This window comes from Paenibacillus sp. 481, from assembly GCF_021223605.1.
In the GTDB taxonomy this organism is placed as follows: Bacteria; Bacillota; Bacilli; order Paenibacillales; family Paenibacillaceae; genus Paenibacillus_B.
The window spans coordinates 5,232,862-5,252,784 of sequence record NZ_CP075175.1 but is presented as its reverse complement, the minus strand read 5'-3'; the positions used below and the strand labels follow the sequence as shown (position 1 = coordinate 5,252,784).

Genomic DNA, 19,923 nt, shown 5'->3' with positions numbered 1-19,923 from the left:
CGCATGACTATACAATCCCAACTTGAACAATACATTAAAAGCGTGCACCCCATTAAGGATGTTCGTGTCGAGATGCACATACAACATGTGTCAGCAGATGTTCCTTCCAGACCCGACGCATCGGCCATTCTGAATCAACAGCAGCACTTTCAATATACGAACTACCGAAGCTCACCTCGACGCTCTGCACAACACGGCGTAAAGGAAGCTCGCTTAATCGGTCCGCCCCTCGTGTGGGCAGATAACGAACCGAGGACACTTATCGATGCTTTTAGCAGGACGTTGCAAAAAGATGGGCACAAAAAGTTGCACTTCAGTCTCAAAGATGGTACAGACAGCTCGCTTAGCTACACGGAGTTAGATCAGCAGGCAGCGCGCATCTTACACGGTTTAATCCAGCTCGGATTAAAGCCGGGCGATGCGGTACTAATACAGGTCGAACGTATTGATTATTTTATAAGCCTCTTCTGGGCTTGCATTTTCGGAGGATTTTTGCCAGCACCATTAAAGCTGGCACTAAACCAACAACCAAATCATGCCGAGCGAAAAAAGGTTGAGCAGGTGTGGGAGTTTCTTAATCGCCCACTAATCGTAACGGACTGCAAGTTAGAAGATGTTGCGACCGAGCAGACAAATGGTGAACAGCGAATTGTAGGTGCGGAAGTGCTGCTTGGACAACGTGCGGCAGATCATCGTCATACCGCAAATCCTGAGGACGGGGCATTGTTCCTTTTTACGTCCGGAACGACAGGCATGCCCAAGTGCGTGCGCTATAATCATACGCACGTTCTAGCCAATATTTTCGGCATTCAGCGTTGCCTGGAGCTGACACAACATGAAGTTACTTTAAACTGGATGCCGCTCTACCACGCTGGAGGCTTACTAACGAACCATGTTCTTGGTGTTGTGCTTGGATGCGAACAGGTACTCCGCCCTGTAGAGCATTTTTTGACCACGCCGTGCTCGTGGTTACAAGATATCGAAGCTTATCGTGTCACTTTTACGTGGGCACCTAACTTTGCGTTTGCCCAGATTAATCAATTAAGTGCAGAAATAGAATCAAGTAGCTGGGATTTGAGCTCTGTGAGGACAATTCTAAATGTGGGCCAGCCGATTTCGGTTCGGACAGCCAAAACCTTTTTACAGACGCTATCTTCATCTGGTCTTTCATCGAAGTGTATCGTTCCCGCCTATGGTATGACTGAATTTTCAGGCAGCCTTTGCTTCAACAGGGAGTTCGATGCACACGAGGAAAGTGGAGTCCAGCATATATGGCAATCGTCCCTGAACGATGAACTGAGGTTTGCCGGACCCGATGATTCAAGTGAGGCTGTTGCCTTTGCTGAAATAGGACGGGTCATGCCAGGAGTAGATTTGCGCATTGTCGACGACATGGACAAAGCTCTACCGGAGGCTTGTGTAGGGAAAGTGCAGCTCAAGGGAGATACCATTATCGACGGTTACTATAACCATGAAGCTGCTACTTCTGCTGCTTTTACGGAGGATGGATGGTTCGAAACAGGCGATCTCGGCTTTGTTTACGATGGACGGCTTACGCTGACAGGTCGAGCAAAAGATGTTCTCATTATGAATGCCAAGAACGTGTACAACTTTGAAGTTGAGTCTGTAATGTCGCAAGCATACGGAATAGACCCTAATTTTGCCGCTGCGGCAGGTATTTCAGGTGGCGAGGATGGGAATGATCGGCTCCTATTGTTTTTTTCTCCTTTGGATGACGATATCATGCTGACATTGCTACTCATTCAAGAGCTGAGGGGATTAGTATCCCGACAATTCGGAGTGAATCCCTGTTACATTGTACCGGTCAGTAAGGCGAATTTCCCTCGCACACCAACAGGGAAAATTCAGCGGCTTCAACTGGTACACAACTTGCTGGATGGCCAATACGACACGATTTTGGCCACTGTAGATGATCTGCTACGGAACCGCTTCCAGCGCGACGAGCTATTTGCACACGCTGCAGTCGCTTCGACTGTAGAGTCACAAGCATTATTAAGTGAAACGATACATGGGGCAGAAGTAGTCGCGACGGAAATGAAGCATCAGGAGATTGTTGTAGTCTATTACTCGTCCGAATGTGATGATCTTAGCGATGCTGCTCTTTATATCAAGATACGAGATTATTTAAGTACACAGCACGAGAATTACGGACATATCGAAGTATGTAGACGCCATTCCATAAGTGAACACATGGAAGAGGATTATGAAGAAGAATTGCGCTTTTTAACGAATAGTTTTGAAAAATTGCTCAAACGTCCTGTGATCACTCGTAACCATGATTTTTTTCAGCTGGGCGGCGACTCTCTTAAAATGACAAAGCTACTTACCATGCTTATTTCAAATTACAACATCATGGTTACCCCACATCAGTTTTTTAAACAACCTACGATCCAAGGACTACTTCAGGAAATGATTCTTGCAAAGCAAAATAGTAGCAGTTCACACATCCCAACACACAGCCGTGACCAAAGTCGCATGCCACTGACGATCAAGCAAAAAAGCCAATGGATTTTACACATGATTGAACCAAACAGCGCATTTTATACGAACACGTTTACGCTACGCTTTCAAGGAGCTTGTGATCGAGAACATTTAACAGAACTCATGCGAATACTAATTGAACGTCATGAAGGATTGCGTATTCGTTTTGGTATGCAGTATAGCGAACCCTTTCAGTATGTTGAACCACCCTATTCTCCGTATATTCGTCATATGGATCTTAGTCTAATGGAGGGGGAACGAAGAAGGGATCGAGAGAGCGAGTTGGTTCGTCAAGAAGCGAACCACCGATTCGACCTTTTGCAGGAGCCATGCTTACGCCTTCTATTGCTTACGTGCGGGGAGAATGAGCATCGATTGGTCATTTCTATGCACCATATCATGTCTGACGGTTGGTCTGTGGAAGTATTCACGAATGAATTAATGGATCTGTACGGAAAAAGCCTGCAAGGGGAGAGACCTCATCTTACAGCGCTGCCTGTGTCATATTCCAATTATGTTTATTGGCAGTCTGAAAGGGAACAGGATCACTCGTCTTCATTATGGGCGCAGACTGATTACTGGAGACAATTACTTAACGGGCCATTACCGACAATTCAGGTACCACCTGATTTTGTTCGACCTGAAGTAAGGTCCTATAAAGGGGATACCATCGACCTAACAGTAAGTTCGAGTCTTGCTTCGCTTGCTCGGGCTAAGGCGAATCGGTCAGGAATTACGCTGTTTATGCTGATGTTTGCAGTATACGCTTATCTCATTCATCGCTTCTCGAAGCAGTCGTCCGTTCCGATCGGGACCGTGATGGCAAATAGAACTCGTCCTGAATTGGAGAAATTAATCGGCTTTGTTGCCAATACCGTCGTCCTACGCATCGAATTTGATGACGAAATGACTTTTAATGATTTGCTTGAGCAAGTCAAGACTTCTGCTGTAGGCGCTTACCAGCATCAGGAGGTGCCCTTCGAGATGGTGTTACCGCTCCTTTCTGACCGTGGGAAAGCAGGGTATACCCCTGGGTTTCAAGTTATGTTTACGTACCAAAATGAGTTTACGCACAACTATCAGTTTACTGATGCTTCCGTACGCCTCGAAATTGAAGCTGGGGATACGGCCAAGTTTGACCTCATTTTACACGTATACGAGGAAGCGGACACATTAAGGCTCCGAATGGAATATAACACCGATCTGTACAAAAAAGAGACCATCGAACGATTGCTTAACTTTTACACAACGATACTGGAAGGGGTTGTTGAACATTAAACTTTCGAGCCTGAACATGATGCCGGAAGTAGAGAGACGAAGGTTGCTGCATGAATTTAACGATACGGAAGCGTCTTTTCCACGGGAAGCAACACTTCAGCAACTATTTGAGCAGCAAGCAGATGTATTTCCTAATCGTGTCGCTTTGTCCTGCCTAAATAAGACTCTTACATATAGAGAATTGAACGAACGGGCAAATATGCTGGCAAAGGTGCTACGTGAGAAAGGCGTCATGCCGAACCAAATTATTGGTGTGCTATGCTCACGATCAGCAGAGATGGTCATTAGTATCCTGGCCGTACTAAAAGCAGGCGGAGCCTATATGCCAATTGATCCCGAGTATCCTGTGGATCGTATCGGATATATGCTCGAAGATAGCGGAACGGTACTATGCATCGTAGAAGAAACTTCGCTGATCCCACAACATACGACTGTTCAAGTGTTATCGCTCGACATGATCGAAATGCACGCATCGTCGGATGCGGAACATGTAAACTCGACGATGCCTAACGCTACCTGTATACACAATCTTGATCCCGTAAACAAGCCTGAAGATTTGGCTTATGTGATTTATACATCAGGCTCCACGGGGAAACCGAAGGGAGTTATGATCGAGCATCGTAACGTTGTCAGATTACTGTTCAATGATCGTAATTTATTTGACTTTAATGAAAATGATGTTTGGACACTTTTCCATTCGTTTTGTTTCGATTTTTCAGTTTGGGAAATGTACGGTGCGTTGTTATACGGCGGTAAGTTAGTCATTGTTCCTCAATCGATCGCGAGGGAACCAGAACGTTTCCTTGCTCTGCTGCGCGAAGAACAAGTAACGGTATTAAACCAGACGCCAACAGCCTTTTATCAGCTTGCAAAGCTTGAGGAGCAACTGGACATGCCTGTAGACTTGCAAGTTCGCAACGTCATTTTCGGAGGCGAGGCTCTGCTGCCGATTCAACTGTTAAGCTGGAAAAAGAAATACCCGAATACAAAGTTAATTAATATGTATGGGATAACCGAAACGACAGTTCATGTGACTTATAAAGAAATAGGCTTTGAAGAAATCCAATTAAGGACAAGCAATATCGGTAAACCGATTCCGACACTGCAAATATACATTCTAGATGAGCAGCGTGAGCTAAACCCGATTGGCGTTGAGGGGGAAATCTACGTTGGTGGTGAAGGCGTTGCGCGAGGTTACGTCAATCGACCTGAACTGACGAGCGAGCGATTTATCCCTCATCCGTTTGAACCGGGGAAACGATTGTATCGGACAGGTGATCTGGCTCGCTGGCTATCTAATGGTGAGTTGGAATACTTGGGGAGAATGGATCACCAAGTGAAAATCAGGGGATATCGGATCGAATTGGGGGAGATCGAGTTTAGACTCCTCGGCTGTGAAGGAATTCATGAAGCGGTTGCTGTCGTCAAAAAGGACGCAGCAGACGAAGATACGTTGTGTGCGTATTATGTGTCTGATCGACCGTATCAAACAGCTGAATTGCGGACCCAACTGTTGCAGCATTTGCCACAGTACATGCTGCCAGCACATTTTATTCCGCTGCAGAGCATACCTACAACACGAAATAACAAGGTGGATGTAACAGCTCTTCCTTCACCAGTTCAATACGCAATACCGGCTGAGGGCGTGAAATTGGTCGCGCCCGAAACAGAACTGCAATGGCAAATGCTTAACATCTGGAAGGAATCGCTTCACAATCCGAACATCGGTGTGACGAGTAATTATTTCGATTATGGCGGTGATTCCATTCGAGTTATTGAACTTATTAGCCGGATGAATAAGGAACTTGCCATGAATATTCAGATCGTGGATCTGTATAAGCACCCGACGATTAAGGGATTAATTGAGCAGAGCGTTACATATGACTCCATAGATAACACACGAGAGGAAGTCGAAGCAGAGCTTCAACAGATGCAGCTGGAATGGTTATCCAACCCCGCGTACCGTTCGTTCCTTCCAGCAGCTGTAGAAGATCTATTTCCAATGAGCGATATACAGCAAGGTATGGTATTCCATTACATGAAGCATGAAGGTGCTGGAGTGTACCATGACCAGTTCGTTTATCGAATTAATGATAATAGGATGAATGTGACAAGTCTGCAGGTGGTAATGACGGAATTAGTTAAAAAGCACCCTATGCTGAGGACTGGATTCAATATTGGTGATTTTCCAATACCTGTTCAGTACGTTTGCAAGCAAATAAATATCCCTATTGTAGAAGTGGAGTTGCGTTCAGGCACTCCCGAACAAATAAAAAATGAGATAACGGCATATATGGAACAGGATCGAGCCCATCCCTTTCCTATTCACGAAGCGCCATTGTGGCGGATGGTGTTGTTTACGTCGGCAAATGAGAAATACGTATGCTGGATTTTTCATCATGCTATTTTGGACGGTTGGAGCGTGGCTGTATTTATGTCAGAGTTGCTAAACCTCTATGGAGCGCTCAGGGGAGGAGAAATCAGTGCTTAGTTCATTAAACACAACGTATAAAGACTATGTTATTGAACAACTATGTATTTCTAGGAATGAGGAAATAAGTAATTATTGGCGAGAAGAACTGCTCGACTATAAAAAATTCGCATTTCCTGATCCGCCTGCGCTCACTTTAGATGAAATGCCAAATACAAGCGTAAACTCACTGTCACCGTTGCTGTATGCAAGCTTGAAAAAAGCAGCCAAGCAGCAACGAGTATCTATTAAATCCTTATGCTTGGCAGCATTCATAAGTACCCTTTATATGCATTCCTATGAGGAAGATATTTTAATTGGGCTTGTCGAAAATGGGCGCCCCCTTAGTAATGACGGCGCACGTATACTGGGCTGCTTTCTGAATACAGTGCCAATGCGCACCGTTTTTGAGTCAGCCATGCGTTGGGGAGATTTAACGCAAGCGGTCAATCGCAAGCAGACTGATCTGAAACGTTATGGCAGAATGTCGCTTGTCCAAATATTAAAAGCAATAGGGGAGCAAAGCAACCGTGCTAATCCGCTGTTTGACGTTGCCTTTAATTTTATCGACTTCCATGTGTATGAATCCGTCGAGCAAGGTCTGTTTGAATTTATGCCATACAGCTTTGAACGAACGAATACGATGCTTGATTTCAGCGTCTCAGTAACGCTTGGACAATTGTCAGTCAAAATGGTGTCCTCGTATGAGAAGGATTTCACTGATCGATTGTTAGAAGTATACGTCCGTGTGCTTCATCTCATCGCAGACAAGCCTGAACACGCGATCGACAAAGCTGAGGTAATGACTGCCGAGGAGGCGGAGTTACTCCGTTCATTTAACGACACATTTGCGGAATATCCTTCGGCTGCAACGATAGCAAGTTTGTTTGATTTACAAGTTATGAAGCGTCCTAACGCACCGGCTCTCGTCAGCAGTCAATGCGAGCTTACGTATCAAGAGCTTGATAGACGTGTGAATATTTTTGCGTTTGAGCTTATGGAGCTAGGAATCACCTCTGGTCAGCATGTTGGCTTAATTGCGGATCGGTCTTTTGACATGATTGTAGCGATCCTTGCTATTTTGAAGCTTGGATGTGCATATGTGCCACTGGACCCCGAGTTCCCAGCAGATCGGATGAGGGACATGCTTGCCGACAGCGGCGCTCGCTGGTTAATTACGACAAAGGGACTGTCCGTTACCGGTTATGAAGGCAAGGTCGTGTCTTTGTCTTTGTACGAGCAGCCAATTCGGGAGGAAATGGAGGAAGGTCAAGCCACCTCTCATTCTTCATTACAAGTATGTCAAGCTTTTTATCCTTCACCTGATGATATAGCTTATGTAATGTACACCTCTGGCTCGACTGGTAAGCCGAAAGGAGTTATGACTACCCACCGTAACATTATTAAAACGGTAATCAATAACGGCTTCGTTGAGATTTCAGAAGCGGATCGCATGCTCCAACTGTCCAACTATGCGTTTGACGGGTCAACTTACGAAATTTTCGGCGCATTGCTGAACGGGGCGACCCTTGTCCTTATTGCGAAAAAAGATATGCTCAATGTTTCTGAACTGACAAAAACGTTGGAACGGCAGCGGATAACGTCTGCTTTTATGACGGCAGCTTTGTTCAACATGGTTGTGGAGTGGGACATTAGCAGTCTTAAGCATGTACGGAGGTTGTTCTTTGGCGGTGAGGCGGCTTCTATGAAGCATGTGCTTAAAGCGTTGGATTATTTAGGTGAGAACCGGATCGCCAATGGATATGGCCCGACAGAAACGACAGTATTTGCGGCAACCTATCTGGTCAATGAGAGTGTTCGCAAGTATAGCAGTGTTCCGATCGGTCGCCCCATTCATAACACGAGAGCATACGTACTAAGCCAAAGAGGTCATCTACAGCCTATTGGAGTTCCAGGAGAGCTTTACATTGCAGGAGAAGGGCTCTCACAAGGGTATCTAGGTATGCCGGAGTTAACTAAGGAACGTTATGTACGACATCCTGTTGAGCAAAATGGCCGCATGTACCGCACGGGAGATTTGGTACGATGGCTGCCAAATGGTAATCTGGAGTATTTCGGAAGAATCGATCAACAAGTGAAGATTCGTGGGAATCGCATAGAGCTTGGCGAAATTGAGGGCAGGCTGCTTGAGATAAGTTCGATACAAGAAGCCGTAGTCATTGTGGCGCAGGATGAGCAGCAGCATTCTTATTTATGTGCCTATATCGTCCCTGCACAGTCTTGTATACTACCACCGATTTCCGAGTGGAAAAAAGCACTCCGGCAATCGCTGCCTGAGTATATGGTGCCGAGCGCTTTTGTCACGTTGACTTCCTTTCCGCTGACGCTAAATGGCAAGCTGGATCGTAAGGCATTACCGCAACCTACCCAAGTGCAGGACATAAATTATAAAGCTCCTTCCAATACGACAGAGGAGATGTTAGTTAGACTATGGGAAGATATTTTAGACATCCAAAGTGTGGGCACAGAACATCATTTCTTTGAAATAGGGGGGAATTCACTTAAATCCATGCTGCTCGTGGCGAAAATTCAGAAAGAAACGGGCGTAAAGCTATCGTTACAGGACGTTTTTACGATGCCGACTATTCGAGAATTAGCGAGCGGGATGATGAAGTTACAGCCACAGGAGTACGAAGCGAGAATTGTGCCAGCACCTATTCAGGAGACGTACCCTGCATCGTCTATCCAGAAACGAATGTATATCGTTCAACATTTCGAAAATGCAGGTACAAACTATAATATGCCGTTGATGTTTGAACTGCATGGCAAGCTTGACGAAGTTCGATTACAGACAGCTATTCGTTCACTTATTCAAAGACATGAAGCGCTGAGAAGCTCGTTTGAAATGGTAGATGGCGAGTTAAGACAGCGGGTTTATGATATGAATAGTTTGCCTCTTTTTTCATACCAGAGGGAGAACGTTACCGATGTGCAGGATGAGGGTGCAGCTCTAAACGCATACGCGAAATCATTTATTAAGCCATTCCAACTCGGTGAGGCACCACTTATCCGGGCGGGGCTGCTTACGTTTGCAGAGGAGCGTCACACTCTTTTTATAGATGTCCATCATATCGTGTCGGACGGTACGTCAACCCAAATTTTGTTCAATGAACTCATAAGCCTATATCAAGAACATGAGCTTCCTCCACTTCGTATACAGTACAAGGATTATGCGGTCTGGGAGCAACAGCATGGGCGAGAGGATGTTGAAAAAAATGAAACGTACTGGCTGGCACAATTTGAGCAGATGGTACCCATACTAGAGCTTCCAACCGACTTCCCACGCTCTGCCGTCCGCAGCTTCACAGGCAGCCGGAGCATGGTGAGCATGGATGCTTCCCTTGTTGCAAAGCTGATCTCTACCGCTGCTAAGAGACACGAAACGGTGTTCATGATTATGATGGCGGCGTATCAAGTTCTACTCTCAAAATATACGGGAGAAGAAGAAATCGTTGTCGGTACACCATTTACATGTAGAGGTTTGCTGCAAGATGACCCAATAGTCGGAATGTTTGCGAATACACTCGCGCTCCGAGGCAAGCCTTTAGCGGGGTTGACGGTTAGCGAATATTTAGATGATGTACGCAAGCGGACTTTATCGGCGTATGAGCATGGTACTTATCCGCTGCAAGAGCTGTTGAACCATTTATCACGTCCATTTGATTCAAGCCGTCAACCGTTGTTTGACACGATGTTTGTGGTGCAGGAGGCAGGAACTGACCGCGTTCACTTGCCAGAGCTTCAAGTCAGCTATACAGAATGGGACCATGGTACTTCAAAGTTTGATCTGACGTGGGTGTGTACGTTATCCGCTGGCAATATGCAGATAGCCGTCGAATATCGCAACGACTTGTGGAAGCCGGAGTCGATTCAAAGAATGATAGAACATTATCATCATGTCCTGACGCAAATAGTAGAAGCACCTCATCTACTACTCGGCGCGTTGGAACTGACAACAGAGGCAGAACTCCGGCAGCTCAATGCTTGGAACGATACAGAAGCGAACTACCCGCGCGATTCGTCGGTCGTGCAACTTTTCGAACATCAAGCTCGATTGAACGGTGAAGCAGATGCCGTCATCATGGACGGCAGCAAGCTTACGTATCAAGGCCTAGATGAATCTGCGAACCGATTTGCCCGGTATCTCGTGAGGAAAGGTGTAGTGGCCGGAGCGTCTGTCGGCATCCTTATGGACCGCTCCATTGAGATGATTGTAGCGATATTTGGTGTTATAAAAGCAGGTGGGGTCTACGTGCCGCTTGATCCAAGCTTTCCAGAAGAACGACTTATATTTATGCTGGGCAACAGCGAAGCTAAATGGCTCATCACATCTGAAAAGCATTACTTGCATGGATACGATGGAGAAGTCATTCAATTTGCCGAGAGATTATGGACAGACGAATCGGCATATCATTTGGAGCCTTCGACTGACGGCATGATTAAGCGACCAACTCCCGAAGATCCCATTTATATCATGTACACATCGGGATCGACCGGATTACCTAAGGGAGTTGTGACTACTCACCGAAACGTTGTGAAGACCAGCATGAACAATGGCTTCATGGAAGTCAGGTCAACAGACAGAATGCTGCAACTGTCCAATTACGCATTTGACGGATCGACATATGAAATTTTCGGCGCACTATTGAACGGTGCTGCACTCGTACTCATTCGTAAAGAGGACTTGTTGAGCACCACTGAGCTGGCAAACGTGTTCGAAGAGCAGCGCATCACATCTGCATTTATGACCGCAGCACTGTTTAATACGCTCGTGGACTGGGATGTGACATGCCTGAAGCACGTAAGCAAGCTATTCTTCGGGGGTGAAGCAGGCTCTAAGAAGCACGTCATAAAGGCTTTAGATTACTTAGGCCCGAATCGAATCGCGAATGGATACGGGCCGACAGAGACGACGGTGTTTGCCGCGACTTATTCCGTAGATGAGAGCATTAGAGCGCAAAGCTCGGTGCCTATCGGGCGTCCGATTAACAACACACGCGTTTATGTGCTGAATCGGTGGGGACAGCGGCAGCCCGTCGGCATTCCGGGCGAGCTATTTATTGGGGGCGAAGGGGTTGCTCGAGCCTATTTAGGTCAGGCGGAACTTTCTTCTGAAAAGTTTCTCCAAGATCCTTATTGTCCAAGTGAACAGATGTACAGAACCGGTGACCTCGTACGTTGGCTTCCTGATGGCAATCTCGAATTTATCGAGCGGCTGGATCATCAGGTGAAAATAAGAGGAAACCGTATCGAAATTAGTGAGGTAGAAGCACAACTTCAACAGCTCCCTGATATTAAGAAGGCAGTCGTAATTGCTGACAAGGACAATCAAGGATATTCGTATCTGTTCGCATACATTGTGCCTAACTCGAATGAAATTTCGTCGAATCGTTCTGATGAAGCTTCAGAACTCATTAGTCAATGGAAGAAAGAGCTGCGAGGAAAGTTGCCAGACTATATGGTTCCTACTATTTTTCTTCTGCTTGAAACGATCCCGTTGACAAGTAACGGAAAAGTGGACCGCAGAGCACTGCCAAAGCCAACACCTCAACGTAAAGATCAACATGCACCAGCGACTAATGTGACCGAAGAGCGATTGATTCAAATCTGGGAAGATGTGCTGGAGATCACAAGGATTGGTATCCATGACCATTTCTTCGAGTTAGGTGGACATTCTCTCACTGCGATGTTACTTCTCGGTAAAGTTCATCAAACGTTTAACGTCAAACTGACCTTTCAGGATGTCTTTAACAAGCCAACACTGGAAGAGATGGCGGATTGGATTCAACGTGCCGGTCATCAGGTGTACCAAGCGATTAAAGTTGCTCCTGTCCAGGACACGTATCCTGTGACCTCCATCCAGAAGCAAATATATTACACGCAACAGCTAGACAGTAATAACACGAGCTATAACATGCCCATTTTATTTGAATTGTCGGGATCACTCGATGTTGAACGAATTGAAGCTGCATTCAATCAGATTATTGCGGCTCATGAAGCGTTAAGAACTTCATTTCATATGGAGTCAGGCGAGCTAGTGCAGCGGGTGCAGACGCTGGAAAACGTTCGTTGGGAAATGACGAGTCAGGATGTATCAAGCATAGATGACTCCACATTTACAACTCCGCCTCATTTGGCGGCGGCAAAGGATAATGTAGACTTTTTATCGAGTTGGATGGACAATTTCGTTCGTCCGTTTGACTTGACGCAGGCACCACTTCTACGGGTGGGGCTATTAAAAATAAGTTCGAGCCAATCCTTTTTAGTGGTGGATATACATCACATTGTTTTTGATGGGGTGTCCATGAGCCTGCTTTATGATGAACTTATTCGCTTGTATGATGGAGCTTCGCTTGTTCCTAATCCAATCCAGTTCAAGGATTATTCCGTGTGGGAACAGCAACAACGAGAACATACAAACTATGCAGCGCACGAGGCGTATTGGCTGGGTCAATTTGCAGATTTCAACAGTGCGGCAGAGCTTCCTTTTGATCGATCACGTCCAGCTATACGAAATGATGTGGGAAAAACGTACAAGCTTACGCTTCATGAAAAGCGGGTCGAACAATTAAAACAAATGGCAGCAGCCCACGATGTTACGCTGTTTATGCTGCTGTTATCGATATACGGTTCTCTTATTTCCAAATATACAGGCGAAGAGCAGGTTATAATCGGTACTCCAGTGGCCGGACGCGATCACGCAGACATCCAATCCACAATGGGGATGTTTGTTAACACGTTGGCCCTTCGTCTCGCACCTAAAGCTGGGCTGCAAGTTCACGAATATATGGCCGACATCAAGGCGTACATGCTGTCTGCGTACGAGCACGGATCGTACCCCTTGAGCGAGCTTGTGGAGAAATTGCATATTCCGTTTGATGCAAGTAGGAATCCGCTGTTTGATACGCTGTTTGTCCTACAGGATATGTCACTTACGGCGAGGACGATTCAGGAAATTACCTTTAGCCCACGTACGTGGCAGGGAAGACAAGCTAAGTTTGATATGACATGGGCTTGGCACGAGGAAGAAACACAACTTGTAGCTGAAATTGAATATCGGACCGATTTATGGAACGAGGATACAATTGAGCGAATGGCTGGTCATTTTGAACAATTGATCGATCAATTTGTCCGAGATGCGGAAACAAGGCTGTGTGATATAGAGCTGCTCAGTTCTAAAGAGCGTAACTTACTAGCCGCATGGAACGATACATCAGCCGATTATCCGCGTGAGCAGACAGTTTCGGCACGATTTGAAGAGAAGGCGATGGAACAACCTGAGCATCCAGCGGTGTGCTTTGGGGATCAAACCCTGTCTTATGGGGAATTGAATGAGCGTGCGAACCATTTAGCTTCTTTACTTATAAGCAAAGGCATTCAGCGTGGGGAATTTGTCGGCTTGTTAACACAACCATCTTTGGAGATGATCGTAGCGATTTTGGCAATCTTGAAGGCTGGTGGCGCTTACGTTCCGCTGGACCCAAGCTTTCCAGAAGAGCGGTTGGCATTTGTACTAAAAGATAGTAATGCCAAATTGCTGTTAGCTGAAAAAGGCCATGCCATTCCTACTTACGCTGGTTCCGTCATGATACTTGGTGAACCGCACCTGTACGATGCAGCAGTCAAAATGCCCACGCAGTTGTCAGCATTAGCGTCAGATCCGGCATACATCATGTACACTTCAGGCTCCACGGGAACGCCAAAAGGTGTAGTTATCACGCATCAGAATGTTATCAAGACTAGCGTGAATAACGGGTTTATGGAGATTAAGCCAGCAGACAGAATGCTGCAACTGTCTAACTATGCGTTTGACGGATCGACGTATGAGATTTTCGGGGCATTGTTAAACGGCGCGACACTTGTCCTTATTCGGAAAGTGGATTTGCAGAACGTCGTTGAGCTGGCAAGAATGTTTGAGGAGCAGCGAATTACATCTGCATTTATGACCGCAGCGCTGTTTAACACACTCGTGGATTGGGACGTGACATGCCTAAAGCACGTAAGCAAGCTGTTCTTCGGGGGTGAAGCAGGCTCTAAGAAGCACGTCGTGAAAGCTTTAGATTACTTAGGGCCGGATCGAATCGCAAATGGGTATGGTCCTACGGAGACAACAGTGTTTGCCGCAACTTATAGTGTAGATGAAAGCATTCGAGAGAAAGGTACGGTGCCAATTGGGCGTCCGATTAACAACACACGCGTTTACGTGCTGAATCGATGGGGGCAGCAACAGCCAGTGGGCGTTCCAGGTGAACTGCATATTGGCGGAGAAGGACTGGCACATGCGTACTTAAACCAGCCTGGGCTGACCGCCGAACGGTTTATTGAACATCCATTCCATGCAGGTGAGAGGTTATACCGGACAGGCGATCTTGTCAGATGGATGGCGGATGGCAATCTGGAATATTTAGGGCGTATGGATCAACAAGTAAAAATACGTGGTAATCGGATTGAGCTTACTGAGGTTGAGGATGCTATTCGTTCCTTGCCGTCTGTGAGTGAAGCAATTGTTGTAGAACGTCGGGATGAGCAAGGACACTCCATGTTGGGGGCATATGTAGTTCCCAACGTCCTTCACAGCAAGGAGATGCACATAACAAGGGATGAAGAACTTATTACGGAGTGGAGAAAAGCATTAAAGAAACGACTCCCTGAGTATATGATCCCGTCTGTATTCGTTGTTATGCCGTCCATTCCGCTTACTCGAAACGGAAAAGTCGATCGCAATTCTTTACCGGAATTGGGACATACGGTGTCATCAACGTATATTGCGCCTTCCACCCCGGTGGAAAGAGAGCTTGCAAGCCTATGGAAAGACTTACTTAACGTGAAAGAAGTAGGCGTAAATGATCATTTCTTCGAACTCGGGGGGCATTCGCTGAAAGCGATGATGTTAGTTGCAAACATACACGAGCGCTGGGGCGTGAAGATTACACTGCCAGATCTGTTTAATACATCGAAGCTGCAGGAAATGGCCCGTCTAATTGAAGAAAGCAGTGTTCAGACCTACGCTGCAATTCCACGTGTGCAGGAACAGGACACGTATCCGGTATCTTCGGCACAAAAAAGGCTTTATTTAATCGAACAATTTGAGGAAACAAAAACGAGCTACAATATGCCAATGTTACTGAAATGTATAGGCAAACTGGATGAAGAACGTCTGCGACTCGCGTTTGTTGATCTCATTCATCGGCATGAATCGCTGCGAACGTCATTTTTAATGGTAGATGGCGAAATCAGACAGCGTGTGCATTCGATGCACGATGTCGATTGGCAGCTTGAGCGTGTATCTCCATTATGTATGCCGTTGGCTGATCAGACACTCCATGAAGCTGATCAGGATGAAACCGTTCAGGCCTACTTTGATTATTTTGTGCGACCGTTTAATCTCAATGAAGCACCGCTCATAAGAGCGGGACTGTATTCGATATCGGAGTCGGAGTACTTGCTTATGATCGATATTCATCACATCGTATCCGATGGTGTAACGACCGGCATTTTAGTTGAGGAGCTGTTCAAACGATATCAGGGCGAACAACTTGAACCGTTACGTATCCAATATAAAGATTATGCAGTCTGGCAGCATGCGGAGGCGACTAAACGAACCAGCGAATCGTATTGGCATGAGAAGTTCATGACAGAACGACCAGTACTAAATGTGCTGACAGAGGGTAGACGCCCATCCATTCGCCGCTTTGATGGTGAAACGTATTCCTTTGCGTTAGATCAACAATTAGGACGGACGTTGAAAATGGTTGCAGCACGTTCAGATGCCACATTGTTTATGGTATTACTTAGTGCATACAACGTGTTGCTCTCAAAGTACACCGGAGAAAAAGATATCGTCATTGGTATGCCGATTGCCGGCAGAAATCATATTGAAACGACTTCCGTCGTCGGCATGTTTGTTAACACACTTGCGCTGCGTCATAAGCTCCAAGGTGATATACAAGTGCAGGAATGGATTAGAGAGGTTCGCAACGAAACGCTGCAAGCCTATGAACATGGAGATTATTCACTTGATGAGTTAATTGAAAAGCTTCGTATACCGCGAGATCCGAGCCGTAATCCGTTGTTTGACACGATGTTCGTTCTGCAAGATGCGAAGTCTGTATCGATTCAGCTTCCTCATTTAGACATCGAGCCAATAAGCTGGCAGAACAAGAGCGCGAAGTTTGATATGACATGGGTCGTCGATGAAGCGGAGGATGCGCTTCGCATCACAATCGAGTACAGTACAGATTTGTACGAGGCATCACAAATGCAACGGATGGCGAAACATTACGAGCATGTACTACAGCAAATGGCGCTGCATCCCGAGATGAGCCTTAACGAAATCGAGTTAATTACTGAAGAGGAACGCCACGAAATTTTGTTCCAATTTAATGATACCGATGCAGATTATCCGCGGGATGCGACCATTGATCAGCTGTTTGACCAGCAAGTGTTACATCGCCCGCATCACCCAGCGATCCAATTCGCTGGTCAGACAATTACTTATGAGGAACTTACTCAACGAGCCAATCATATGGCCCGTAGATTGCGAAAAATAGGCGTCCAGCGCGGTGAACCTGTGGGGCTGTTAGCTGATCGATCCGTCGAGATGATTATTGCCATCATGGGCATTTTGAAAGCTGGTGGAGCTTACGTACCAATCGATCCGTCTTTTCCACGAGAGCGCATCGTGTTTATTTTGGACCATTGCGAAGCCCGCATACTTGTCTCGTCGAGTCAGATGGAATTCCCGACATTTAACGGTATTCATGTCCCGCTGCAAGAAGTGACACATTCTGATCCGAGTGAGCAACCTGAACATTATGATCAATCGGACAATGAAGCGGTTCTTCGACGCAGTTTTGAAACGCTAACGCTTGATGCAGCTGAATGCCCAGCGTATATCATGTATACATCCGGATCTACAGGTACACCGAAAGGCGTCGTCACGTCGCATCGCAACGTTGTAAAAACGTCCATAAACAACGGGTTTATGGAACTCGGAGAGCAAGATCGCGTGCTTCAGCTGTCCAACTATGCCTTTGATGGATCGACCTACGAGATTTTTGGTGCGCTGTTAAACGGTGCCACGCTTGTTCTAATCGCAAAAGACGATGTTCTGAGCGTAACAGAACTAGCGAAGAGCTTGGAAGAGTCACGGATTACATCTGCTTTTATGACATCCATGCTCTTTAATGCACTCGTAGATTATGACGTGACGTGCCTTCGTCATGTGCGCAGATTGTTTATTGGGGGGGAAGCGGTCTCCAAAGCCCACGCTTTGAAAGCTGTCGATTATTTGGGTGAACGTCGAATTGCAAATGGCTACGGGCCAACAGAAACGACTGTTTTTGCAACGACATATAATGTGGAGAAAGATCTGAAATCTTTCAATAGCGTGCCAATCGGACGCCCTATTCATAATACGAAGACGTATGTGCTTGATGAGGAAGGCCATTTATTGCCTGTTGGCATATCTGGTGAGCTATTCATTGCCGGAGAGGGCTTGGCGAAGCAATATTTAAACCAGCTTGCACTTACAGAAGAAAAATTTATAAGCGATCCCTTTTTAACTGGTGAACGAATGTATCGCACGGGTGACAAAGTCCGCTGGTTGCCAAACGGAAATTTGGAATTCGTGGAGCGGATCGACCAGCAGGTGAAAATTCGTGGTTACCGAATTGAGCCTGTCGAAATCGAAGAACGATTAACTTCGCATCCTACCGTCCAGCAGGCTGCTGTTATTGCTCGCAAAGGTGAGGGGAGCTCCTACCTGTGCGCTTATATCGTAGTTCAGGGTCCATTAAACGTACAGGAATTACGCAAGCATATTCAGGAAACGTTGCCGGATTATATGGTTCCTTCATATTTCGTTCCGATGACCGAGCTTCCATTGACTAGGAACGGAAAGTTGGATCGTCTTGCATTGCCAGAACCGGATGTTCATCTGGCTCAGGAAACATATATAGCTCCAACTACAGAGAACGAGCGTATTTTGGCACAGGTGTGGTCAGAAGTGCTTGGACTTGAGCGCATCGGCATCGACGATAATTACTTTTTGCTTGGTGGAGATTCAATTAAATCCATTCAAATTGTGTCCAAGCTTGCCCAACACCAGCGAAAGCTGCAAGTTAAGCATTTAATGCTCTACCCGACAGTTGGTGAATGCGCGCAGTATATGGAACATATGAGTCATAAAAAAGAACGGCAGCGCGTCGTTGCTGGAGAACTACCGTTGACACCGATTCAGCGCTGGTTTTTCGATCAAGCATTTGAAGTAGCGCATCATTGGAATCAGTCGATGATGGTGTACAACGAGCAAGGATGGGACCCCGCTATCGTGAATGAAGCATTTACAAAACTGGTAGAACATCATGATGCACTTCGAATGCGATTTATTCAGGATGGTGAATGGATAAGGCAGGTTAATCTCAGCGTGGAAGAAAGCGAGCACTTCACACTGGAAATATTTGAGGTCGGTGACGCAGAACAAGCGTCAGCACACATTGAACAAGTTGCAACCGAGCTACAAGCCCGTATCGTTCTAGACGGTGCGCTCGTAAAACTGGGCCTTTTTAAAACACATCAAGGCGACCACTTACTCATGGCAATCCATCATTTAGTCGTTGATGGTGTGTCGTGGCGAATTTTGCTTGAAGATTTTCAGAACGTGTATCAGTCCATTTTGACAGGAGATCGCCCCGTATTACCTGACAAAACAGATTCCTATTTGGCATGGAGCCACGAGCTTGTCCATTTTGCCAAACATGAGCAGCTTGCCCGTGAGATCCCTTACTGGGAAAGGGTAAATGAACAGGCTTCAAAGTTGTCATTTAAGGGAAAAAGGCCATGCACTATTGAACAAAGCAACACGGTCAGTATTCAAATTGAACAATCGGTCACACGCAAGCTTCTTACCGAAGTTCATCGTGCTTACCATACGGATATAAGTGATCTGCTGCTCACGGCACTTGCGCTCACTTATGCGGAACGTGACAAGGAAGGTGTAGTGGTGCACCTTGAAGGGCATGGAAGAGAAGACATCATCGAACATATAGACATCACAAGAACGGTTGGGTGGTTTACTTCGATGTTCCCTGTTGTGTTGCCTACGCACATTCAACATCTTGGCGAGGCTTTACGCAGTATCAAAGAGATGATTCGCAGCATACCGAACAAAGGGATAGGGTTTGGAATTTTGAAGCATCTAGCGGGAATGAGTGAGCATGCACACGAGTTGGACCATTGGCATCCGGAAGTCGTGTTCAATTATTTAGGTCAATTCGACGATTCGCCCACTACGGGTCAGCCATCAACATCGACGATGCCGATGGGGCATCTAATTAGTCCGATAAATCAAATGACCCATCTGGAGGAATGGAACAGTGTCGTAAGCGAAGGACAATTCCAGCTTACTTTCCGTTACGATCCTTACGCATTAGATAGCGATGCAGCACATCATATGGTAGAACGGTATTCCTATTATTTGCATGAATTAATCGAGCATTGTTTAACGCAACAATCGGAACAATTTACGCCTAGCGATTTTGGCGATTCCGATCTGACGCTGGACGAGCTTGATGAAATCTCAGACATGATTAGCAAGCTTTAAGATAAGACGGAAGCACCCCGCTGGGTGTTTCCGCTCTTACTGAGTGGGC

Annotated in this window: 3 protein-coding genes; all 3 read left to right on the top strand. The window is 46.2% G+C overall.

What is annotated here, in order from left to right; genetic code table 11:
• The first annotated feature begins 3 nt into the window (after nt 1-3).
• From KIK04_RS22560 to KIK04_RS22550, 3 genes are read left to right on the top strand one after another with little or no spacing between them, the layout of a single operon-like run.
• Nucleotides 4-3,780: a condensation domain-containing protein gene (locus KIK04_RS22560; protein ID WP_232275975.1), complete on the top strand. Its 3,777-nt coding sequence runs from the start codon at nt 4-6 to the stop codon at nt 3,778-3,780.
• A gap of 16 nt (nt 3,781-3,796) precedes the next feature.
• A complete protein-coding gene (locus KIK04_RS22555; RefSeq protein ID WP_232275973.1) occupies nt 3,797-6,271 on the top strand; it encodes a non-ribosomal peptide synthetase in 2,475 nt (824 codons plus the stop codon).
• Entirely contained in the window at nt 6,264-19,874 is a 13,611-nt protein-coding gene (locus KIK04_RS22550; RefSeq protein ID WP_232275972.1) for a non-ribosomal peptide synthetase, read from the top strand. Before KIK04_RS22555 ends, KIK04_RS22550 begins: the two co-directional genes overlap by 8 nt.
• Nucleotides 19,875-19,923 lie beyond the last annotated feature (49 nt).